The organism is Microbulbifer sp. NBRC 101763 (genome assembly GCF_040371615.1).
GTDB classification, from domain to species: Bacteria; Pseudomonadota; Gammaproteobacteria; order Pseudomonadales; family Cellvibrionaceae; genus Microbulbifer; species Microbulbifer variabilis.
In genome coordinates, this window is record NZ_BAABQV010000001.1 from 431473 (window position 1) to 453090 (window position 21618).

Genomic DNA, 21618 nt, shown 5'->3' on the forward strand with positions numbered 1-21618 from the left:
AGTGTTCAGTAAAGTGTTGAAGCCCTCAAAATGCTGTGGCACAATCTGCACCCCTTGTCGCGATGGGCTCTTGTTTTGAGCTGAAACTCTTTACTTTTCAAAGAGTTAGCGGCGGAAAAGTTCTGGGGACGTGGTGAAATTGGTAGACACGCCAGATTTAGGTTCTGGTGCCGAAAGGTGTGGGAGTTCGAGTCTCCCCGTCCCCACCAAATTAAGAACTCTGGAGTCCGCATGACTTGCCCTGGAGGGGTGAGTGCGGGCTCCTTGTATTTGGTGTTGGCCGGAAATTGCTGTGCAATTTTGACGGCTATGCCCTAAGAGGCGGTTGGCTAAGTCCCGGCGGCCCGGTATTCGTTGGCGCTGCGGCGCGATAAAAGAGATAGTCTCACGAGGATAAACATGCAGGTTTCCATCGAAACTACTTCCGGTCTGGAGCGTCGTTTAACGGTTAATTTGCCGGCGGAAATCGTCGATAAAGAAGTGGACAAGCGTCTCCAGCAGGCCGCCAAGACTGTTCGCGTAAATGGTTTCCGTAAAGGCAAGGTACCTTTGAAGGTGGTGCGTCAGCGTTTTGGTGCTGGTGTTCGACAGGAAGTGCTTGGCGAGGTGATGAGTCGTTCCTTCTATGATGCTGTTCAAAAAGAAGAGCTGAAGCCGGCCGGCCAGCCCAGTATTGAAGCCAAGCAGACTGCAGCTGGTGAAAATCTGGAATATGTTGCCACTTTTGAAGTATATCCTGAAGTTGAGCTCTCTAACCTGGCGGAAATCAGCGTTGAACGCCCAATTGCCGACGTAACTGATGCCGATGTAAACAACATGATTGATGTGCTGCGTAAGCAGCAGTCTTCCTGGAAGGACACTAAGCGCAAAGCACAAAAAGGTGATCGTGTTGTTATCAACTTCCTCGGTCGTAAAGACGGAGAAGAGTTTGAAGGTGGTAAAGCGGAAGGTCATCAGCTGGTTCTCGGTTCAGGCCAGATGATCCCTGGCTTTGAAGAGGGTATTCTCGGCATGAAGCCAGGTGAGGAAACAGACCTGGACCTGACTTTCCCTGAGGACTATCAGGCTGAAGATCTGCGCGGTGCTGCAGTAACCTTCAATATCAAAGTAACTTCCTCCGAAAAGCCTGAATTGCCCGAGTTGAATGAAGAATTCTTCAAAGCCTATGGTGTTCAAGAGGGCGGTGAAGAAAAATTCCGTGAGGAAGTGCGCAACAATATGCAGCGCGAACTCAAAAATGCGGCGTTAAATAAAGTTAAAACCCAAGTGATGGATCAGTTGTGTGAAAAGCACCAGGTCGAGCTGCCATCAACATTGGTTGCGAATGAGGTTCGCACTCTGCGCGGTCAAATGGTTCAGCAATTCGGAGGTCAGATCAAAGCCGAAGACGCTGAGCGCATGCTGCCGGACACAATGTTTGAAGAGCAGGCAAAGCGTCGTGTAGTACTGGGTTTGGTTGTTGGCGAGATTGTTAAGCAGAACAGCCTGTCTGTAGATGCAGATCGTGTAAAAGCGAAGGTTGAAGAGTTGGCGTCCACTTACCAGCAGCCAGAAGAGGTAGTTGAATACTACTATAACAATCGCGAGTTGCTGTCTGGTGTTGAGTCAGTAGTTCTAGAAGATCAAGTTGTAGACTTTGTACTGGATGCTGCGAAGGTTGAAGAGGTACAAAGCTCCTACGACGACGTAATCAAGCCGCAGAAGCAGGGTTAATAATCTGCTTTCTCAAGGATGCAATGGCTCTCGGCTTTGCCGGGCGTCATTGCATCTCCTTCCTTTTTACCGGCTGGCTTTATCCGCCCTGACCGGTTAAGCTCTGAAGACGAATTTCTCAGCACAGGCAAATCTGCCTATCTGCTGGCCTGCCGAAAACGCCACAAAAGGAAGCAATGGTACCTATGGCACGAATTGATTTTCCCCAAGCCTCGATCGAACCTTCAGCAAGCGGACTGGTGCCGATGGTGGTGGAGCAAACTGCCCGGGGTGAGCGTTCATTTGATATTTATTCCCGTCTGCTTAAGGAGCGGGTTATTTTCCTGGTTGGACCGGTTGAAGACCATATGGCCAATCTGGTGGTTGCTCAGTTGCTATTTCTTGAAGCTGAGAACCCCGATAAAGATATCCACCTATATATCAACTCCCCTGGAGGGTCTGTTACTGCAGGGATGTCTATCTACGACACCATGCAGTTCATCAAGCCTGATGTAAGCACCATGTGTATTGGCCAGGCTTGCAGTATGGGCGCTTTCCTGCTTACTGCGGGTGCTCCGGGTAAGCGTTTTGCTACGCCCAATTCCCGGGTGATGATTCATCAGCCCAGTGGCGGGGCTCAGGGGCAGGCTAGTGATATACATATCCACGCCCAGGAAATCCTGAAGATTCGCCATCGCCTCAATGAATTGATGGCGCATCATTCCGGCCGCCCGGTCAGTGATATTGAGCGCGATACTGAGCGAGATCACTTCTTGAGCGCTGATGAGGCCAAGGAATATGGCTTAGTGGATGATGTCCTATCCCGTCGCCAAGCACTGGAAAAATAGTATTTCAACAAAAAAAATTTGCTAGTGGCGTTTTCCTATATTTGTTAATAATTTTGAGCAGACTTCCTAGTTGAGGGGCTTGAAAAATACGCCAAAAAACAGCATCTTGCTGTAATAGCTAAATTTGAAGGCCCTGGCCGGCCAGTGACCACGGAGTATTTTGATGACCGACAAAAGCAGCGGAGAAGACAGCGGCAAATTGCTGTACTGCTCTTTCTGTGGCAAAAGCCAGCAGGAAGTGCGGAAGTTAATCGCTGGGCCGTCAGTCTTTATCTGCGATGAATGTGTCGAACTGTGTACAGACATTATTCGCGAAGAGGTCCAAGAGAGTGCGGAGGGCCCGGAGGGACGCTTGCCCACGCCGCGCGAGATCACTGAGATCCTTGATCAGTACGTTATTGGCCAGGAGCGGGCCAAGCGTGTACTGGCAGTGGCTGTATATAACCACTACAAACGCCTACGCAGCAAAGCTGGTGTAAAGAGCAAGGATGAAGTTGAGCTAAGTAAGTCCAACATCTTGTTGGTTGGGCCGACTGGTAGCGGTAAGACATTGCTTGCGGAAACCCTTGCTCGCCTGCTCAACGTACCTTTCACGATTGCAGATGCTACTACTCTCACTGAAGCTGGTTATGTTGGTGAGGATGTAGAAAACATTATTCAGAAGCTGTTACAGAAATGTGACTACGATGTGGAGAAGGCTCAGCAGGGCATTGTTTACATCGATGAGATCGACAAGATTTCTCGCAAGTCAGATAATCCCTCTATCACCCGTGATGTTTCTGGTGAGGGTGTTCAGCAAGCACTTCTGAAACTGATTGAAGGAACTGTGGCCTCAGTGCCCCCTCAGGGAGGCCGTAAGCACCCTCAGCAAGAATTCTTGCAAGTGGACACCTCTAATATCCTGTTTATTTGCGGTGGAGCATTTGCCGGCCTTGATAAAGTAATTCGCGATCGCTCCGAAAAGGGTGGAATTGGCTTCAGTGCTGAAGTGAAGTCCAAGGACGGAACCAGTAATTTCGGTGAGATTCTCAGAGATCTCGAACCCGAGGATCTGGTGCGTTACGGTCTCATTCCCGAATTTGTTGGGCGGCTTCCGGTAACCGCGACTCTTGAGGAATTGGATCGTGAGGCCCTGGTCCAGATCCTGACAGAGCCTCGCAATGCACTGACCAAGCAGTACGGCAAACTGTTTGAGATGGAGGATGTGGAACTGGATTTCCGCCCAGATGCCCTGGATGCTGTAGCTACCAAGGCAATGGAGCGTAAAACCGGTGCTCGTGGACTGCGTTCTATTATGGAATCTGTCCTTTTGGAGACCATGTACGATATCCCCTCCACTGACAACGTAGCTAAAGTAGTTATCGATGAGGCTGTAATCAAGGGTGAGTCGGCCCCGCTACTCGTCTATGAAAGTGAGACCCAGCCCCAGAAAGCAGCTCCTGAAGAGTGACGCCTCGTACTTAAAAAAGCCCCAATTCGGGGCTTTTTTTATAACCTCAACTTCTTAAAAAGAAGCTCCTTTTACCATTTGAGGCCCCAATACCGAGGCGGCTTATTGGTATTCAGTTGAGTTCGGCACAAATTGGTCGCCAGATTAGACTTGTATTCCGGGCTCTCCCCCCCCATCTCTAGCAACTGAAGGGCGGTGGCCCAAATTGAGCTGTCATTTACTACAGCAGCATGATGCCGCGCCAAATACCCAGTGATAGGGCCGAGAGGAGTTCTATGGATCAGTCATCCGACACCAAACTTGAATATCCGTTGTTGCCATTGCGCGATGTTGTTGTTTACCCCCATATGGTTATCCCGCTATTTGTTGGCAGGGAAAAGTCCATAGAGGCTCTGGAAGAGGCCATGCGCAGGGATAAGCAAGTGTTACTCGTAGCCCAGAAAAAAGCATCGGAAGATGACCCTGGCGCTGAGGACATCTATCGCGTGGGCACCATAGCTAGCGTTTTACAGCTGCTCAAACTTCCCGACGGTACGGTCAAAGTGCTAGTGGAAGGGGGGGAGAGAGTAAATATTCTCGATGTAATGGAGAGGGATAACCACTTCGAGGCGACAGTAGAGCCTATGGAGACGTTTGAGTTGCCTGAGGCCGAGGCTGATGCTCTGGTGCGCTCGGTGATGACTCAATTTGAACAGTATGTCTCTGTGAGCAAGAAGGTACCCAACGAGGTCATCACCTCTCTGTCTGGGATCGATGAGCCAGGGCGCCTTGCAGATACCATTTCTGCCCATATGTCCCTTGAGCTAGCACAGAAGCAAGAGCTTCTTGAAACCTCCAGCGTTAAAGAGCGCTTGGAGCATCTGCTTGGCCTGATGGATTCAGAGATCGACCTGATCCAGGTAGAGAAGCGCATTCGTGGCCGCGTGAAAAAGCAGATGGAGAAAAGCCAGCGTGAGTACTATCTGAATGAGCAGATGAAGGCGATTCAAAAGGAGCTGGGCGAAATTACTGAAGAGCCCAATGAAATTGAAGAGCTAGAAAACAAAATTGCCGATTCCGGTATGAGTGCAGAGGCTGAGAAGAAAACCCGCGCTGAACTTGCCAAGTTGAAGATGATGTCTCCGATGTCGGCAGAAGCGTCGGTCCTGCGCAGCTATATCGATTGGATGTTAAGTCTGCCCTGGAAAAAAGCGAGCAGGGTAAGGCATGACCTTAAGAAGGCTGAAGAGATACTCGAAAAAGAGCATTACGGTCTGGAGGAGGTCAAGGAACGTATACTTGAATACTTGGCGGTACAGAAGCGCGTAAAAAAAGTGAAGGGTCCGATCCTCTGCTTGGTTGGGCCTCCAGGGGTTGGTAAGACCTCACTTGGGCAATCTATAGCTCGCGCTACCAATCGACAGTATGTGCGAATGGCCCTTGGCGGCGTGCGCGATGAAGCGGAAATTCGTGGGCATCGCCGAACCTACATTGGCTCACTGCCAGGGAAGTTGATTCAAAAAATTTCCAAAGTCGGTGTAAAGAACCCGCTGTTTCTGCTCGATGAGGTCGACAAAATGGGCATGGATCAGCGCGGAGATCCGGCCTCAGCACTGCTCGAGGTTCTGGATCCGGAGCAGAACAAGACCTTTAACGACCATTACCTCGAGGTAGATTATGACCTGTCAGATGTAATGTTCGTATGTACTTCCAACTCCATGAATATTCCCGGTCCATTACTGGATCGCATGGAGGTTATCCGTATTCCCGGTTATACCGAGGATGAAAAACTCAATATTGCCCAGCGCTACCTTGTACCAAAGCAGCGTAAGGCTAACGGCTTGAAAGACGATGAGTTGGATCTGTCCGATGAGGCAATACGGGATATCGTTCGCTATTACACTCGTGAAGCTGGTGTACGTGGGTTGGATCGCGAAATTGCCAAAATCTGCCGGAAGGTCGTGACCGAGCATGTACGCAACCCATCGGAGAAAACGGCTGTGGTCAAATCTGACCAGCTGGAAGAGTTGCTGGGTGTGCGTAAATTTGACTTCGGCCGTGCCGAAGAGGAGAACAAAATCGGTATCGTTACCGGCCTTGCCTGGACGGAGGTCGGCGGTGAGTTGTTAAATATCGAAGCTTCTGCGGTTCCAGGTAAGGGTCGTATGATCAAGACCGGATCTCTCGGTGATGTAATGCAGGAGTCTATCCAGGCTGCCCTGACAGTGGTGCGCTCGCGATCGCAAGCCCTCGGAATAGGGCCCGACTTCCACGAGACACGGGATATTCACATTCATGTGCCAGAGGGTGCTACACCGAAAGATGGCCCCTCTGCGGGTATTGCGATGTGCACGGCTTTGGTTTCAGTACTCACCAATATTCCTGTGCGCTCGGATGTGGCGATGACTGGTGAAATCACTTTGCGTGGAGAAGTTTTACGAATTGGTGGTCTCAAGGAAAAGTTATTGGCAGCACATCGAGGCGGTATAAAAACTGTACTGATACCTGCGGATAATGAGCGTGACCTGAAAGATATTCCCGACAATATCCTTCAGGACCTGGTGGTGAAACCGGTCAAGTGGATCGACCAGGTGTTGGAGTTGGCACTTGAGCACAAACCCGAGTCCCTTTCGGATGAGGAATATTCTGCCTTGCAAAAGCAGGCGGAAGAGCGCTCGCAAAGATCGATCCAAACTCATTAACCTGTTACGGGGTGACTGTTGTCACCCCGTAACAATTGCAAGACCAAAACATAACCACTCTGTTGATTTTTGATGCTCGGGTTTCGTTCAACTGTCCGGAAACCCGCATGGTTCCTTGACCCGTTACCGGGCAGTTGGTATAAAACGAGGCTTATTGCCCGGCGCCAAAATTGCCGGTGGTTAAAAAGTTACTAATAGTGATACCTGGCCTGAGGGTGTCCTGAACATATTTAAAAGAACAGAGGGATTAAGCGTGAATAAGTCCGAACTGATTGAAGCAATTGCCGCGTCTGCAGATATTCCAAAAGCAGCAGCTGGCCGTGCTTTGGACGCAATGGTTGATAGCATTACTGATGCGCTTAAAAAAGGCGATCAGGTTGCCTTGGTAGGCTTTGGTACTTTTGCAGTGAAAGAGCGCGCAGCCCGTACTGGCCGCAATCCTCGCACTGGCGACCCCATCGAAATCGCCGCAGCGAAAATCCCTAACTTCAAGGCCGGTAAAGCCCTGAAAGACGCCGTAAACTAAGTTTTTCGGTGAACTTCGAGACCTTGTAAAAGATTCGAAGCTATAAAGAGGCGTGTCAGGTTGGATACGCCTTTTTTGTATCTGGTAACAGTTAAATAATTAGAGTCAAAATTCGGAGCTGAGCATGCTTCAGTCCATGCGCGATAACCTGAAAGGGACGGCAGCGATTATTGTCGCAGCTTTCTTTGGGTTCATTATGGTCATTGGGGGAATCGACTTTTTCTCAGGGGCCAGTGGTGGTGCCGCCGATGCGGTTGCCGAGGTAAATGGTGAAAAAATCACCAATCTGGATTTGCAGCGAGCGATTCAAAATCGTCGCAGTATGATCATGAGTCAATATGGGGAAAATGTCCCAGCAGACCTGATCAGCGACGAGCAGTTACGTGAACCTGTATTGCGCCAATTAATTTCAAGCTCAGTCATGCGCCAAGCTGCTTTGGAGAGCGGTATGGTTATGAGTACTGCGGCTGTTAATAAAGCCATTACCGATATTCCAGCTTTTCAGGTAAACGGCACCTTTGATCCTCAATTATATCGCGATGCTTTGCGTCGTATGGGCTATAGCACAGCCAATTTCCCTCAAATTGTCGAAAGTGATCTGGCGCTGCAGCAATATGCAGACAGCGTTACCGAAAGCGCTTTTACTACGCAAGCTGATGCCGAGCAGGTAGTGGCGGCATCAATGGAAGAGCGTGATTTCAACTATGTAGTAATGCCGGTACAGGAGCTTCTGGCCACCACTGAAGTTGGTGATGCAGAAGTCGAGCAGTTCTACCAGGAAAATCAGAGTCAATACCAGCGACCTGAGCAAGTGGCAGTTGAGTATATAGAGCTTACTCCCGCGTTGTTTGCAGCCAATATCGATATTTCAGAAGAGGATGTTCGCTCGCAGTACGACCAAGAGATTGCCAGTTTTGGCGCTGACCTTCGTCGTCGCGCAGCTCATATCCTTTTGGAGGACGCAGACCAAGCGAAGCTGGAGGAGATCCAGACCAAGCTGGATGCAGGTGAAGACTTCGCCGAACTGGCCAAAGCTTATTCAGAAGATATTGGTTCACGGGAAGAGGGTGGAGACCTCGGCTTTACCGCCGGTGATGTTTTCCCTCAGGCTTTTGAGGAGGCACTGGCAAGCTTGGAGGTTGGTCAGGTGTCTGCTCCGGTTACCACTGATAGCGGAACACACTTTATTAAGTTGCTGGAAGTTGAGGAGAGTGAGCCTCCAACTTTTGAGGAGCGTAAGGGCGCTATCGAGACCCAGTTACGCGCAGCCGCAGCAGAGAGTGAATTCGTTGATGCCCTGAGCCGTTTGGCAGACCTTGCTTATAATGCCGATAACCTGGCAGGCCCCGCCGAAGAGCTGGGAGTGCCTCTAAAAACCAGTGGCCTCTTCTCCCGAGAAAGTGGCGCTGGGGTCTTGGCTAATGGGCAGGTAGTGGAAGCTGCTTTCTCCCCTGAAGTGATGGAAGATGGTAACACTTCAGATGTGCTCAATCTTAATAACGAGCACTCCGTGGTGTTACGCGTAACGGAGTCCAAGCAGGCTGGAACCTATCCGCTAGAGGAAGTCCGCGAGCAAATTGTTGAGCGTCTCAAGCGTGACAAAGCGAGCGAGCAGCTTGCTGTTCGTGCCGAAGCCCTGAAAGAAAAGCTCGCTGCTGGTGAAGATTTTGCCAAATTGGCAGAGGAGCAAGGCTTAACCTTAGAGGTCAGCGACAAAACACGTCGCGGTGGCTTTGGGGAGCGCGGAGAAATCAATACCAAGGCATTCTCCTTGGCCGCCCCGGCCACCGGCTCTGAGGAATTGTCAGTGTTTGCTACGAGCAGCGGTGATCAAGTTGTTTTGGCATTACGCGGTGTGCGGGAAGGCAATTTATCCCAGCAAAGTAAAGAGCAGCGCCAGGCGCTAATGCAGCAATTAGCCTCAGTAAATGGAGGTGCGGAACTGGCAGCTATTCAGCGTTACTTATCTGATCAGGCAAAAGTCGAGCTGGCGCCAGAGAGCCAGTAACTTTGCTCAATTAGAAAAATAAAAAACCCGGCAGATGCCGGGTTTTTTATTTACAGCTTCTTTTATTTAGTTGCGATAGCAGGCGGGCGAAAGGTCAGAAAACTCAACTGTTGCTTGCGCTGTCCACAAACAGAGTGAGGCGCTGGCCTGGCTGTAAGTACTTGGATTTGGTGATTTTATTCCAGCGTAAAATATCGTCGATCTCAATACTGAACTTGTTAGCGATTCGGTAAAGAGAGTCACCGCTACGGACTTTATAGGAAACCTTGCGTGTCGTACGGCTGTTGCTAGCAGGTGTACTCCCATCATAGGCAACCAATGTCCGGCCAGGGCGTAGGGTGTCACCGGGCGCCATGCTATTCCAGCTGGCCAATTGTTTGACGCTTACGTTCATTTTCCGAGCTATAGCCCAAAGACTGTCGCCAGGTCTTACTGTATAGCTGCTCTTCTGCCCTTGGCCGGAGAATTGACGGCGTTTTACACGCTGGTCCAGAGCATACGCATACTGTCCGGCAGGGCCAGAGGCACTGGGAATCAGCAGGGTTTTACCAGCCCGGATATTGTTATTGCGCAGTTTGTTAGTCTCGCGAATGGCACTGACCGTTGTCTGGTAGCGCCTCGCAATCGTCGAAAGTGTATCCCCGCGATTAATGGTATAGCGTTGCCAGGTTACTCGCTGGTCTTCAGGCAGCTCTTTGAGTGCGGCTTCGAACACTTCCTGGTTTTCAATGGGTATCAATAATTGATGGTTTCCGTTGGGGTCTGTAGCCCAGCGGTTATAGCCTGGGTTAAGTAGGTAGAGCTCATCAACTTCAATTTCAGCCAGCTCAGCGGCCTGCGCCATATCTATCTGGCTGCCGACATCAACCCGGGCGTAGTAAGGCTCATTAGCGATATCATGGAGAGGCACTTTGTAATAGTCTGGACGTGAAACCACCTCTGCCAGTGCTAGCAGTTGTGGTACATATCGCTTCGTTTCCCTAGGCAATTTCAGGTCCCAGAAGCTGGTACCAAGCCCTTTGCGACGATTGCGCTCTACTGCTCTACGAACGGTGCCCTCGCCAGCATTGTAGGCTGCCAGGGCCAGTTCCCAGTCGCCGTCAAACCGCTCCATCAGGTAATTGAAGTACTTAACCGCTGCGCGGGTTGATTCATGGACGTCACGACGGCCGTCGTACCACCAGTTTTGTTGCAAACCAAAGGAGCGGCCAGTGGAAGGGATAAACTGCCACATGCCGGAGGCGCGTGCATGAGAGTAAGCGAAGGGATCGTATGCGCTCTCAACAATTGGCAACAGGGCCAGTTCGAGAGGCAAGTTGGCCTCTTCGAGTTCTTCGACTACATGGAAGATATAACGGCGCGAGCGCTCGCTAACGCGCGACATATAGCCTTCATTGCGGGAAAAATAGGCGATGTAATCCTGGACTTTTGTATTATCAACGCGATGATTGAGGCGGAAGCCTCTACGCAAACGTTCCCAGATGTCTGTAGGGGGCAGGGCTTCCTCTTCAGGTTCAGGGGTGGAGATAGTGGCGCTGCTCGCAATTTTTCTTTCAGGAGCTTCTGCAGCTTCACGCTCAGGTGATGAGCCCTTATTTGGCATCTGCGAGCATGCCCCAACCGTGGCTGCTAACAGCGCCACGGCAAAATTCTTATGAACCATGATTGGTATCCGCGAATATTTCTTTTAATTCCTCGCTCAGCTTACGCCTAGGCGTTTATTTTTTGCTAACACTGAGCATTAGATCATAGTCATATGATTCTAAATAGCAGGAATAGTTTCGGTCAACGCGACTGAATAAAATATAGACAGTTTATTCAAGTTTGATTGCTACAGGATTTTAGCTGAGGGCACTTTGTCAAAAGTGGTCTTTTAAGTCTCTCAGGCTCGAAAATACCTCAACTTCACTCAGGCTTTGAGGGTTATTGCGGCCTAAGTGTCGCGCGCCACTTTGCTTAACCTCTGGAATATCACAGCGTAGAAATGGATTGGTTTCCCTCTCCCGAATGATATTGGATGGCAGCGTAGGTTTGCCTGAAGTTCTGAGTAGCTGGCATTCTTGCAAGCGCTGGGTTACTGCTGGGTTGTCTGGTTCAACAGATTTGGCAAAGTTCAGGTTACCCAAGGTGTACTCGTGAGCGCAGTAGATTTGTGTTGCCGGCGGTAGGGTGCAAAGCCGCTGTAGGGATTGATACATCTGTTCAGGGCTGCCCTCAAACAATCGCCCGCAGCCCGCGGCAAAAAGGGTGTCGCCGCAGAAGAGATGAGTTTGCAGAGTTCCGTTTTTGCCTTGCCCCTCAAGGATCAGAGCGAGATGGTCGAGGGTGTGGCCCGGAATGCTCCAAACCCGCAGGGAAGTGCCAAGTATCTGAAGGCTGTCTCCCTCAGTAATCGTATTTGTCACACCTTTTACTGCTTTGGGTCCGTAAACAGGGCAGTGATAGTGCTTTCTCAGTTCAGCTATTCCTCCAGTGTGATCGAAATGGTGGTGGGTGATCAAAATGCCATCCAGAGAGTCGCCTTTAAGTGCCTGGATAACTGGAGCAGCTTCCCCTGGATCGACAACCCAGTGCTCGTCGCCTTTGTTGAGGTGCCAGATATAGTTGTCTCTAAGTGCGGGAATAGGTGTTATTGAGAGCATATTGATCCTGCCTGCCATCTGGGGCTGGAAACGATACCATGTAATCAGAGTGGTAGTGTGCTGAAAGCACATTTAGTGGCCTGATTTACCTTTTTAATCCATAGCAAATAACGCTACCTTATCTTGTTAAACTGCTGTTGGGTTTCGGGGTGAACCTCTGTATCGGGTGGTTTTGAGGCCAGGATATTGCTGGCTTTTAATTAGGAGATTGAATGACTGATAAGTTCAGGTCGCGGAACGACTCGGAGCTGCCGTCACTGGTAAAAGCCTGCCCGGCTCTGTCACACTGGTTTTCCAGTAGTTTGGGTCAGGAAATACTGTCCCAGCAGCTGGCGCTATCGCAACCCTTGATTGAGGGCTTCTTTGGTTACCATCTGATGCAGGTCGGAGTAACAGACGCTGTGGATTTTGCGGACTCCAGTCGTATTAATCATCGATTCCGCCTCGCTGCCTGTCCGGAGCAGAAGGGAGCTGCGCTGGTAGAGTTGGAGCATCTGCCTCTACCATCTGAATCTATAGATGTTGTTCTATTGCACCATCTGCTGGACTTCTCAGCGCACCCCCACCAGATACTTAGAGAAGCTGCGCGAGTGTTGATACCAGGTGGTCATATGTTGTTGATAGGGTTTAATCCTTTCTCTCTTCTCGGTTTGTCACGGATGCTTTTTTCTCGCGGTGCATACCAAAAGGGCAACCAAATGCGCGCTGCCCGTGTGGCAGACTGGATGAATCTCCTGGATTTACAGGCAGATAAAGTGCACCGGGGGTTCTTTCGGTTGCCATTACAGCAGCGGGAGTTGCTAGCTAAAACGGCTTGGATGGAGCGCCTGGGATCCCGCTGGTGCTTGCCTTGGGGGGGCTTTTACATCATAGTCGCGCGCAAAGAGGTGGCGCGAGTACGCACCATAAAAATTAACTGGCGTACCCAGCGAAAACCCGCCTTGGTGGCCACACCTACGAGCCCCCGTGTTGCGGCGCGGGGTAAGCATCAGAAGCGCTGATCCTGCGGAGCGGTTTCGCACATCGGCTACTTTCCTAATTTGGCGTCAATTTTGAAACAAATAACTATTTATACCGATGGTGCCTGCCGTGGTAATCCAGGCCCTGGTGGCTGGGGAGCCTTGCTGGTTTATGGCGATTTGGAAAAAGAGCTATGTGGTGGCGAGTCTCACACCACCAACAATCGCATGGAGCTAATGGCGGCAATTCAGGCCCTGGAAGCGCTTAAACAGCCATGCCTGGTTGACTTGCATACGGACTCTCAGTACTTGCGCCAGGGTATTACCGGCTGGATCAATAATTGGAAGAAAAATGGATGGAAAACCGCCAACAAAAAGCCAGTTAAGAATGCTGATCTTTGGCGTCAGCTGGATGAGAGTGTTGCTCGTCACCAAGTGCAGTGGCATTGGGTAAAAGGGCATGCTGGCCACCCGGGCAATGAACGGGCGGATCAGTTAGCTAACCGTGGTATTGATGAGCTGGAGTCCTGAGGGAGAGTAGAAAATGCGTCAAGTTGTCCTCGATACGGAAACTACCGGCCTGGATCCCAAAAGTGGCCACCGGATCATTGAAATTGGCTGCGTGGAACTGATTAACCGCAAGCTGACCGGGCGCCATTACCATCAGTACATTAATCCGCAGCGGCAAGTGGAAGATGGCGCTATAGAAGTTCATGGTATTACCAATGAATTCCTTGCCGATAAACCGGTCTTTGCGCAAATCGCGGATGAGTTTATGCACTTTTGTGAGGGGGCTGAGTTGGTTATTCACAACGCTCCCTTTGATGTTGGCTTTATTAATGCTGAGTTGAGGCTGCTCGGCAATCCCCGCTGGAAAAATGTGGCAGCCCACAGCACTGTCCTGGATACTCTGGCTTTGGCGCGGGAAAAGCACCCTGGCCAGAAGAACAACCTGGACGCTCTGTGCAAGCGCTATTTTGTCGATAATTCCCAGCGAGACCTGCATGGCGCTTTGCTGGATGCGGAGATTCTCGCTGACGTCTACTTGATGATGACCGGCGGCCAGACTGACTTAATACTGGCTCAGGGTGGCGATGGGCACAATCAAGAGGATGGGGATAAAGGGCAGAATGAAGACACTTCATCAGTAATCCGTAGGCTCTCAACTGATCGTGAGCCCCTGCTTGTAGTTCAGGCAGATAGAGGGGAATTAGAAGCTCACCAATCCATGTTGGCATTACTGGAGAAATCCTCAGGCAAGCATTTTTGGTAATAAAAAAGCCCGCATAGCGGGCTTTTTTATTGTGCGATAGAAGTGAAGTAGCTGTTAGGATTAAGTGTTTTTGAATCTCATTAAATTGCGTAAACAACGCAAACCAGCGCAACAGCAGTGAGCACGATAGTGTATGGCAAAGCCATGATTACCATACGCCCGTAGGATAAACGGATTAACGGAGCCAGGGCTGAGGTGAGCAGGAATAAGAAGGCTGCCTGTCCATTCGGTGTGGCAACACTCGGAAGGTTGGTTCCTGTATTAATTGCAATGGCCAACTTGTCAAAGTGTTCACGGGTGATGTCGCCCGCAGTTAGGGCAGTCTTAACTTCATTAATATACACCGTGGCTACGAAAACATTATCACTGATCATGGACAGTATGCCGTTGGCCAAAAACAGTAAACCCGGTTGTTGTTCAGGCTTTTGTGATAGTACGAAGTGGGTAACCGGTTCAAACAGATGCTGTTGGTGAATCACCGCAACAATGGCAAAAAATACCACCAATAGAGCCGTAAAAGGCAGGGCTTCTTCAAAGGCGTGTCCAATTCGGGCCTCCTGAACAATACCATTGAAGGACGTCAAAAGCACAATGATCATCAAGCCGATAATACCCACTTCGGCAACATGAAAGGCCAATGCGAATACAAGCAGCAGAGCAACAATGCCCTGTACCCAGAGTTCAGCCACCTGTGCAGAGGTACGCTTCTTTTCTTCTTCTCTCGAATAGTTCAACAATACTTCACGCACTGCTATAGGAAGCTGGGCACCGTAGCCTAAGATTTTAGTTTTTTCCAAGAATACACAGGTGATAAGCCCAGCAAATAGGGTGGGGACAGTGACCGGCGCCATTTGCAGGAAGAATTGAAGAAACTCCCAGCCGGCTTTTTCGGCAATCAGTAGGTTTTGTGGCTCACCCACTAAAGTACAGACGCCTCCCAATGCAGTACCTACGGCACCATGCATGATAAGGCTGCGCAGGTAGGCCCGGAATTGGTCCAGGTCCTCCCGGTGGTACTCCACTACGTGTTCGTCATTTGAGTGATCATGGTCATGGTGGTGGTGGGGTTGCTGGGAGGCGACCCGGTGATAAACAGAGTAAAAGCCTACAGCTACCGCGATTAGTACAGCAGTAACTGTAAGTGCGTCTAGGAATGCTGAAAGTACTGCAGCTACTGCACAAAACAGTAGCGAGAGCATACTCTTTGAGTTCACGTGAATTAGGATCTTGGTAAACACAAAGAGTAAGAGACTCTTCATAAAGTAGATCCCTGCGACCATAAACATCAGCAGCAGGATAACTTCAATATTCTCGACTACTTCATGATAGACCGCATCTGTGCTGGTCATTCCCATAAGGACGGCCTCAATAGCGAGCAATCCTCCGGGTTGAAGTGGGTAGCACTTTAGTGCCATTGCCAGGGTAAAAATGAATTCAGCAATCAGTACCCACCCGGTAATAAAAGGGCCGCTGACATAAAGTATTACTGGGTTTAATAGAAGAAAGGCAGCTATTGTCAGTTTGTACCAATCCGGGGCTTCGCCGAGAAAATTATCCGCAAAAGCCCGGCCAAAACCGCTACCGGAAGCCGTCAGTGCATTGTTGTAAGTGTTCATCATTTACTTCCCTGGGTAACCCAGTGTTTGGGTCAAATTGAAGTGTCGGGTTGTCCCTGCCCTTTGCGGCATTTCGGGAAAGCCCTTAGCCGCGATCTCTCTTTCCCTTGTGTTCAGCTGGTGAAGCTGATTGTTTTTTGGGCGTAAGCGCAAAAAAAGTGCACATCTGCACACTTGAAAGTAGCAAACGCTACTGGGTTTTCCGGAAAATTCAAGTAATTTAGGGGCTCAGAGGAGGTAGCAGAGGATTTGTCGAATATTCGGTGGAATTTATTGGCGGAAAGGTGGACTCTTTTCTCTATTGGTATAAATTGCCCTTTACTAGGCCAGAACCTTTTGTTTTGGTTATTTTTTGTTCGGTTACAGGAAGAGTGCAGCGGTGCAGTCAAAGAGTGAATTGCGCAAGATCAACATCACTTCTGTCAATGTGGTCAAGGATGAGCTGGTAGTAGCAGTAGATAACGCTACCTCTCACTTGGACAAATTTGCAGCAGATACCACCCAGAAGCAGTCATTGGAGCAATGCTTGGCAGCTCTTAGGCAAGTGAGTGGCGTATTGCAGATGGTGCAGCTCCATGCTGGAGAATTGCTTGCCCAGGAGAAAATAACTGCACTCACCGAAGTGTTGGAAGGGCGACAGCAAGCCACAGAGGAGCTAATGGAAGCTCTGGGTAGTGGGTTTTATGTATTGGGCCGGTACCTCGATTTTGTGCAGAGTCGGGCCATAGCCAGGCCAGAATTACTGATCCCCTTTATTAATAACCTTAGGGCTGCGCGGTCCCAGCCGCCGGTACCTGAAAGCCATTTTTTTCGTTGTAACCTGGATGCCTCAATACCTGGCATGGGCGCCTCGGCAGTAATGTCCGAAGACTTGCGTAGTTTTGTCCGTAGGTTCCGGCATATGTACCAAGTTGGTCTCTTGGCATTATTGCGTGGCAAACCCCGCGGCCCGGCCTTCACCATGATGGCCCGAGCATTGGAGCGGATTGCGAGTATCACTTCTGGGCGTCCAAATGGGCGCCTGTGGGTCGTGGCTGGTGCCGCCCTGACAGGTATGGCTGCCTGTGAAATGCGTATTAGCCGTTCCAGGGTTATGGTATTCAGTATGTTTGATCGTTGGTTGCGTGCCCTGCAAAAGGAGTGTGACGCTGCTCTAGACCAGCCTGCACCCCCGATATTGCTGAAAGAATGCATCTATTGGCTTGCTCTGTCGAAGCCTGCTGAGGCTGGGAGTAAGCTTCTCGATATCTTTTCGGCAGAATCCCTTGAATATACTGAGGAAGAACTGGAAAGGGAGCGCGCGAGCCTGGGTGGGCCTGGTGCCACTGCAATTTCTGCTGTAGCTGGTGCACTGGATGAAGAGTTATCCAGTGTGCGCCGGATGCTGGATGATATTGAGCTGATCGGTATCTCCGATATCGATGAGAATGATGGACTAGCCAGCACCCTGAGACGCGTTGCTGGTACCTTGCAAATGTTGAACTTCAAGCGAGTGGGCGAGAGTCTGCGCAATGCCGTAGCTGAATACCAAAGTGCTGCAGGTGCAGGAGGTTCTGTCGCAGATTCAGCTTTACAGAAGCTCACCGGTCAAGTGTTGATGGTGGATAGTACTGTGCGGGCATTAAAGCAGAGTACCAATATTGATCTCGATGAGTACGGCCATGCGGATATTGCTTTTGAGCATAGCCAGCTGGCAGAGGCAGAGGTAGCAGTGCTTAAGGAGGCGGAAGCTGGCCTTGCGTTGATAAAGCGCGCTCTAGCTGCATATGCAGATTCCGGCTATGACCATGGCCATATCCGCAACGTCTCGACCACTCTTAACTCTGTGCGTGGGGGGTTGATCGTCTTAAACCTACAGCGCGCTGCTTCGGTGGTTGAAGGCTTATTTAAATTTGTTGAAACAGTGGTAGATCGCCACGATGCAGGTCCTGATGTTGAGCAGTCACTGGATATTTTCGCCGATGCTATTATCAGCCTTGAGTACTACCTTGGCGAGGTAAAGCTGCACCGTCAGGCCGATGTGCAATCCCTTAACCTCGCTGTGGAGAGCTTGGCTGCACTTGGTTATCCCGTAGAGACGGTTTAACCTGAATTAGGAGGCTCTTTTGGTCGAACGCTTTGAGCCCGCTGCAAATGTGTGGGCTACCCCAGATTTTTCCCAGCAAATTATTGTGGCTGAGGGGTTGGTGCTCTGTCGAGGAGACCAGTTTATCCATGAGATGGATATATTTTTGGCCGAGGCTGTAATTTCAAACCACTACCTTGGGGAGTTGGGAGGACAAAGTTGCGGTGTTCGTGTGTTATCCAGCCTGCTGGATATTCGCGGGCATGACTGGCGTAACCTGCGCAGTTTATTAACCTCCACAGACGAGCATTTATTTGCATTGGCCGGCCGCGCTCTACAGATCGCGCATTGGGACCGCGACCATCGCTTTTGTGGGCGCTGTGGGACCGCAACTCACTACCATTCCATCGACAGGGCCAGAACCTGCCCGAACTGCCAATTGACGGTTTATCCTCGAATTTCTCCCTGTGTCATTATGCTGGTCACTCGAGGAGAAGAGTGCCTGCTTGCCCGTCATGCGAATCGTAGAAATATCACCTATACCGCGCTTGCGGGTTTTATAGAGCCGGGTGAAAGCGCTGAGATAGCGCTCAAGCGTGAAGTTCGTGAGGAAGTAGGCTTAGAGGTGGGTAGCTTGCAGTATATCGGTAGCCAGCCCTGGCCATTTCCCGGCCAATTGATGTTGGGATATCTTGCGGCGTGGCAGGGCGGTGAGTTGTGTCCCGATCCGAATGAAATTGAAGAAGCACAATGGTTTCACTATAGATCGCTGCCGGAAATTCCACCTGTGCAGACTCTCTCGGGACAGCTGATTCACACTTTCGTGGAGCAGGTCGCGGCGGGAAAGTAGCCGTGGTTGTTCTAACGGCTCAGCTAAGAAGTATGGAGAACAATAATTTATGTACATCTTGATCACCTTTCTGATTGCCATATTGGCATTGCTGCTTGTTTTTTGGGGGGCGCGAGTACTGTTAAGTGGAAGCTGGGTGATGGGCTTTCTGCGAGGCTCGGCGGGCTTGATCTTTTTCGGTTTGGCCCTATGGATAGTCCTGGTGGCGGCTGATGTCTTCAGTTATCGCAATCTGGCTCAAGAGCACAGCGTCGGTATTGTCTCTTTCCGAAAGGTGGCCGAGCAGCAGTTCGAAGTTAAATTCGCTGATGCCGATGGAATTTCTCAGAAATTTGAGCTGTATGGCGATCAGTGGCAGTTGGATGCGCGAATGCTGAAATGGCAGGGCCATTTGGCCCGTTGGGGCATTGAACCGGCATACAGACTGGACCGGCTGAGCGGGCGTTACCTAACCTTGAGGGATGAACGAGCCCGGGAGCGTTCGGTCCACCAGATCGACGGCACCAATTACGGAGTGGATGTTTGGCGGTTTGTTAAAGGTTTTGATAAAAGCCTGCCTTTCGTTGATGCCGTTTATGGTAGCGCAACCTTTCTTCCTATGGAGGATGGAGCTGTTTACGATGTTCGAATCAGTCACAGTGGGTTATTGGCAAGGCCGCTGAACAAGCAGGCAACTTCCGCCCTGGATGGCTGGAAGTGATATGAGTAATAAATTTTAATGTTGAAAGGTAGCAATCTGGAGTTTAAGTGGAATTTTTAATTGAGTACGGCCTATTCCTGGCAAAAATTGTCACAGTGATTGTGGCCCTAATGATATTGATAGGCTTTATTTTTGCCAATCGCGAACAGCTAAAGGAGCGTGTTCAGGGGCATATTAGTGTTACACGTTTGAATGACCGCTATGAGCAGTTCAAAGACACCCTGCTGGAAGCGGTCATGGAAAAGCACGAGTTTGCCCATCGCAAGAAGCAACTTGCGAAGGAAAAAAAAGCTGAAGAAAAGGCATTAGTGAAGAGACATAAGGCTGAAGCAAAGAAGAAAGCAGCAAAAGAAAGTGATAGCCAGAAGCAAGAAATAGGCACTTCAGAAGCTCAGGCAGAAAAATCTGAAAAAAGCATTGCAGTGTCCTCTGAGGATCGCAGACGTATTTTCGTAATGCATTTTAATGGCGATATTAAAGCAAGTGCGCTCTCCCACCTACGAGAAGAAATTACTGCGATCCTGCAGGTGGCAAAAACGGGAGATGAGGTGCTTCTTTGCCTGGAAAGTCCAGGCGGTATGGTTGCGAACTATGGCCTTGCGGCTAGTCAGCTGGCGCGTATACGCAGCGCGGGTATACACCTCACTATTGCAGTAGATAAAGTTGCGGCTAGTGGCGGCTATATGATGGCCTGTGTGGCTGATCGAATTCTGGCTGCCCCATTTGCGATGTTGGGGTCTATTGGTGTGCTCGCACAGCTCCCCAATTTTAATCGCTTACTTAAGCGTCATGATGTGGACTATGAGTTGTTTACTGCAGGAGAGTACAAGCGCACAGTAACAATGTTTGGTGAAAATACTGAAGAAGGCCGTGAGAAATTCCAGAGTGATCTGGAAGAGATCCACGTGTTGTTCCAGCATTTTGTCAGTGAATACCGACCCAGCCTGGATATTGCCAAAGTCGCTACCGGTGAAGTCTGGTTTGGGCAAAAGGCTTTGTCCCTTGGGCTTGTTGATGAACTCAAGACTTCCGATGAGTATCTGACTCATAGTGCAGAAGGTGCTGACCTTTATCAGGTGGAGTACAAAGAAAAGAAGAATATTGCCAAGAAAATGGGGCTGGCTGCTGAGGCAGGAGTAGAGTCCGCGATGACTCGTCTATTCTCAAAGTTAGCTGCTTGGCGGCATCACGCGCAATAAATAAGCACCTCAAGCAGGGTTGAAATCTTTGATAGACAGGAAATTTTCACATGAACAATTTCAGGGATGAAAGTTTCCGGGCAATAAGGGTAGAAGAGGTTGCCGTAGGTAAGTTCGACCAGCTTTTGGTTGAAAGGCAGGTCTGTGACCTGCCAGACAATCCCTTGTTGCTTGCAGTTTCCCATTCCTCTCTGAATTTCAAAGACGCGATGTCCGCATTTGGTAACCGTAGTATTACCCGGGAGTATCCCCATACGCCGGGTATCGATGCGGTAGGCAAGGTGTTGGAGGATCATAGTGGCACTTATAAACCCGGTACGGAATTGTTGGTCACTGGCTATGATTTGGGCATGAATACGCCGGGGGGCTTGGCAGAAATGATTGCCATTCCCCCCAAGTGGGCGTTGCCTCTTCCGCAGGGGCTTACTGCCAGGGAGTCAATGACTCTGGGTACGGCTGGCCTGACAGCGGCATTGTGTGTGGAGAAGCTCCTTGAGTCTGGTGCGGTCCCTGAGGATGGGGAGGTTCTGGTGACCGGTGCTACGGGTGGGGTCGGATCGATTGCAGTGGCACTGTTAGCTAAGCTGGGTTTCCGTGTGGCGGCGGTGACAGGTAAATTGGAAGCTGCGGATTTCCTGACTAATTTAGGTGCCTGGAAAGTTCTCGATAGGGATACCTTGGCTCCATTTGCCAGTAAATCTATGGCAAAGCCTCTTTGGGCCTGGGCAATAGATACTGTAGGCGGTGAAACACTTTTCAATGTGATTAAGTCATTGGCCTATGGTGGCGGTGTTGCTGCTTGTGGAATGGCCTCCGGGGCACAATTCCATGCCAACGTATTCCCCTTTATTTTGCGCGGCATCAGCCTTTTAGGTGTCGATAGTGTTGAGCTACCAATTGAAAAAAAGAGCGCGGTTTGGCAGCGGCTTTCGAGGGATTGGTATATCGGTAATCAGCTCCGCGGGATCGCTGAAGATATTTCTTTGGAGCAGGCGCCGGAGTTTCTTGCTCGTATTCATAGGGGGCATGGAATTGGCCGTTACGTGGTAAATATGTCCCTGTAAGCAGCTTAACTTTTCGGAATAATAATTACAAAATCCAGATTTTTA

Annotated in this window: 17 protein-coding genes and 1 tRNA gene; 15 read left to right on the forward strand and 3 right to left on the reverse strand. The window is 50.1% G+C overall.

All coding sequences use genetic code 11. The features are described 5' to 3' along the window. Positions 1–124 precede the first annotated feature (124 nt). The 7 genes from ABWV76_RS02090 (at position 125) to ABWV76_RS02120 (ending at position 9205) form a co-directional block, all read left to right on the forward strand. A tRNA-Leu gene (locus ABWV76_RS02090) sits at positions 125–209 on the forward strand. Positions 210–399: 190 nt separating this feature from the next. Continuing rightward, positions 400–1713: a trigger factor gene (tig, locus tag ABWV76_RS02095; protein WP_020414822.1), complete on the forward strand. Its 1314-nt coding sequence runs from the start codon at positions 400–402 to the stop codon at positions 1711–1713. A gap of 185 nt (positions 1714–1898) precedes the next feature. Beyond that, complete coding sequence (gene clpP / locus ABWV76_RS02100) at positions 1899–2540, forward strand: ATP-dependent Clp endopeptidase proteolytic subunit ClpP (protein ID WP_020414823.1); 642 nt, start codon at positions 1899–1901, stop codon at positions 2538–2540. A gap of 163 nt (positions 2541–2703) precedes the next feature. Next, positions 2704–3990, forward strand: a complete 1287-nt coding sequence (clpX, locus tag ABWV76_RS02105; RefSeq protein WP_020414824.1) for an ATP-dependent Clp protease ATP-binding subunit ClpX — start codon at positions 2704–2706, stop codon at positions 3988–3990. 275 nt (positions 3991–4265) lie between these two features. Further along, the gene (gene lon / locus ABWV76_RS02110) at positions 4266–6671 is read left to right on the forward strand and encodes an endopeptidase La (RefSeq protein WP_020414825.1); all 2406 of its coding nucleotides are present in this window, start codon (positions 4266–4268) and stop codon (positions 6669–6671) included. Between the two features lie 253 nt (positions 6672–6924). Then, the gene (hbs, locus tag ABWV76_RS02115) at positions 6925–7197 is read left to right on the forward strand and encodes a non-specific DNA-binding protein Hbs (RefSeq protein WP_010132873.1); all 273 of its coding nucleotides are present in this window, start codon (positions 6925–6927) and stop codon (positions 7195–7197) included. A gap of 124 nt (positions 7198–7321) precedes the next feature. Continuing rightward, positions 7322–9205 (forward strand): SurA N-terminal domain-containing protein, encoded by a 1884-nt coding sequence (locus tag ABWV76_RS02120; protein WP_020414826.1) that lies wholly within the window; start codon positions 7322–7324, stop codon positions 9203–9205. Positions 9206–9308: 103 nt separating this feature from the next. On the opposite strand, the gene ABWV76_RS02125 is transcribed toward ABWV76_RS02120, so the two are convergent. Together ABWV76_RS02125 and gloB are read right to left on the reverse strand one after the other, a co-directional pair. Beyond that, positions 9309–10868 (reverse strand): LysM peptidoglycan-binding domain-containing protein, encoded by a 1560-nt coding sequence (locus ABWV76_RS02125; protein WP_353375094.1) that lies wholly within the window; start codon positions 10866–10868, stop codon positions 9309–9311. A 196-nt stretch (positions 10869–11064) separates the two neighbouring features. Further along, the gene (gloB, locus tag ABWV76_RS02130; protein ID WP_245556723.1) at positions 11065–11919 is read right to left on the reverse strand and encodes a hydroxyacylglutathione hydrolase; all 855 of its coding nucleotides are present in this window, start codon (positions 11917–11919) and stop codon (positions 11065–11067) included. A 140-nt stretch (positions 11920–12059) separates the two neighbouring features. Between gloB and ABWV76_RS02135 the strand changes: the two genes are divergently transcribed. Genes ABWV76_RS02135 through dnaQ form a run of 3 tightly spaced genes read left to right on the forward strand, consistent with a single transcriptional unit; the run spans position 12060 to position 14079 of the window. After that, positions 12060–12848, forward strand: a complete 789-nt coding sequence (locus ABWV76_RS02135; RefSeq protein ID WP_020414829.1) for a class I SAM-dependent methyltransferase — start codon at positions 12060–12062, stop codon at positions 12846–12848. Between the two features lie 51 nt (positions 12849–12899). Continuing rightward, on the forward strand, positions 12900–13337 hold the full coding sequence (gene rnhA, locus ABWV76_RS02140; protein ID WP_020414830.1) for a ribonuclease HI: 438 nt from the start codon (positions 12900–12902) through the stop codon (positions 13335–13337). A gap of 13 nt (positions 13338–13350) precedes the next feature. Further along, positions 13351–14079, forward strand: coding sequence for a DNA polymerase III subunit epsilon (dnaQ, locus tag ABWV76_RS02145; protein WP_353375095.1), 729 nt, complete (start codon positions 13351–13353; stop codon positions 14077–14079). 80 nt (positions 14080–14159) lie between these two features. Here dnaQ and nhaB read toward each other — a convergent pair whose 3' ends face one another. Then, positions 14160–15695 carry a sodium/proton antiporter NhaB gene (gene nhaB / locus ABWV76_RS02150; protein WP_353375465.1) on the reverse strand — a complete coding sequence of 512 codons (1536 nt, stop codon included), beginning with the start codon at positions 15693–15695 and terminating at the stop codon, positions 14160–14162. Positions 15696–16074: 379 nt separating this feature from the next. Here nhaB and ABWV76_RS02155 point away from each other — a divergent pair, with 379 nt between their 5' ends. From ABWV76_RS02155 to ABWV76_RS02175, 5 genes are read left to right on the forward strand one after another with little or no spacing between them, the layout of a single operon-like run. Further along, positions 16075–17781: a FimL-related protein gene (locus tag ABWV76_RS02155; RefSeq protein WP_353375096.1), complete on the forward strand. Its 1707-nt coding sequence runs from the start codon at positions 16075–16077 to the stop codon at positions 17779–17781. Positions 17782–17800: 19 nt separating this feature from the next. Further along, positions 17801–18610 (forward strand): NAD(+) diphosphatase, encoded by an 810-nt coding sequence (gene nudC / locus ABWV76_RS02160; protein WP_282951045.1) that lies wholly within the window; start codon positions 17801–17803, stop codon positions 18608–18610. A gap of 49 nt (positions 18611–18659) precedes the next feature. Further along, the gene (locus tag ABWV76_RS02165) at positions 18660–19310 is read left to right on the forward strand and encodes a hypothetical protein (protein WP_020414835.1); all 651 of its coding nucleotides are present in this window, start codon (positions 18660–18662) and stop codon (positions 19308–19310) included. 47 nt (positions 19311–19357) lie between these two features. Continuing rightward, a complete protein-coding gene (sohB, locus tag ABWV76_RS02170) occupies positions 19358–20509 on the forward strand; it encodes a protease SohB (protein WP_353375097.1) in 1152 nt (383 codons plus the stop codon). A 50-nt stretch (positions 20510–20559) separates the two neighbouring features. After that, positions 20560–21573, forward strand: a complete 1014-nt coding sequence (locus ABWV76_RS02175; protein WP_353375098.1) for a YhdH/YhfP family quinone oxidoreductase — start codon at positions 20560–20562, stop codon at positions 21571–21573. Positions 21574–21618: the final 45 nt, after the last annotated feature.

What these genes read in the sequence shown, in the direction of transcription:
- tig (WP_020414822.1), top strand. Translation starts at nt 400, where the DNA reads ATGCAGGTTTCCATCGAAACTACTTCCGGTCTGGAGCGTCGTTTAACG.
- clpP (WP_020414823.1), top strand. Translation starts at nt 1,899, where the DNA reads ATGGCACGAATTGATTTTCCCCAAGCCTCGATCGAACCTTCAGCAAGC.
- clpX (WP_020414824.1), top strand. Translation starts at nt 2,704, where the DNA reads ATGACCGACAAAAGCAGCGGAGAAGACAGCGGCAAATTGCTGTACTGC.
- lon (WP_020414825.1), top strand. Translation starts at nt 4,266, where the DNA reads ATGGATCAGTCATCCGACACCAAACTTGAATATCCGTTGTTGCCATTG.
- ABWV76_RS02120 (WP_020414826.1), top strand. Translation starts at nt 7,322, where the DNA reads ATGCTTCAGTCCATGCGCGATAACCTGAAAGGGACGGCAGCGATTATT.
- ABWV76_RS02125 (WP_353375094.1), bottom strand. Translation starts at nt 10,868, where the DNA reads ATGGTTCATAAGAATTTTGCCGTGGCGCTGTTAGCAGCCACGGTTGGG.
- gloB (WP_245556723.1), bottom strand. Translation starts at nt 11,919, where the DNA reads ATGTGCTTTCAGCACACTACCACTCTGATTACATGGTATCGTTTCCAG.
- ABWV76_RS02135 (WP_020414829.1), top strand. Translation starts at nt 12,060, where the DNA reads ATGACTGATAAGTTCAGGTCGCGGAACGACTCGGAGCTGCCGTCACTG.
- dnaQ (WP_353375095.1), top strand. Translation starts at nt 13,351, where the DNA reads ATGCGTCAAGTTGTCCTCGATACGGAAACTACCGGCCTGGATCCCAAA.
- nhaB (WP_353375465.1), bottom strand. Translation starts at nt 15,695, where the DNA reads ATGAACACTTACAACAATGCACTGACGGCTTCCGGTAGCGGTTTTGGC.
- ABWV76_RS02165 (WP_020414835.1), top strand. Translation starts at nt 18,660, where the DNA reads ATGTACATCTTGATCACCTTTCTGATTGCCATATTGGCATTGCTGCTT.
- ABWV76_RS02175 (WP_353375098.1), top strand. Translation starts at nt 20,560, where the DNA reads ATGAACAATTTCAGGGATGAAAGTTTCCGGGCAATAAGGGTAGAAGAG.